1 protein-coding gene is annotated in these 333 nt (G+C 42.0%); it reads right to left on the minus strand.

Annotation, left to right across the window (positions count from 1 at the left end; translation table 11 throughout):
• Positions 1-187, minus strand: a 187-nt coding sequence (locus ACTNBU_RS12795) for a hypothetical protein (RefSeq protein WP_441034482.1), incomplete at its 3' end; no start/stop codon positions are given.
• Between the last annotated feature and the right edge of the window lie 146 nt (positions 188-333).

The raw sequence follows: 333 nt of genomic DNA on the forward strand, positions 1-333 counted from the left end.
TGCTCTTGAAATGTTCCTGATACTCCCGGTCAATCTCTTTCCAAGGGAACTTCTTGCTGAGGATTACCCACCGGTTATCCTCACGCAATGTGACCCCAAAGGGCATCTCCATCTTAAGCTGGTCATAATCTTCGTGCCGATACATCTTCATCACCTGCAAACTTTTTCTTTCAAACTTCTGAATCACTTTGCAGATATTTTACCGCATTACCCCTGTTTTTCCTAGGGAACCTCTGAATAATAGCCTTTGTCCTGTTCCTGCTCAATGTATTAGCCGCTATTTGCACTTGGTTAAGGTAATTTAAGCGAAAAAATAGCCATTATTTCTCTGCT

The sequence above is a fragment of the Dysosmobacter sp. HCP28S3_G4 genome, assembly GCF_052065175.1.
In the GTDB taxonomy this organism is placed as follows: domain Bacteria; phylum Bacillota; class Clostridia; order Oscillospirales; family Oscillospiraceae; genus Oscillibacter.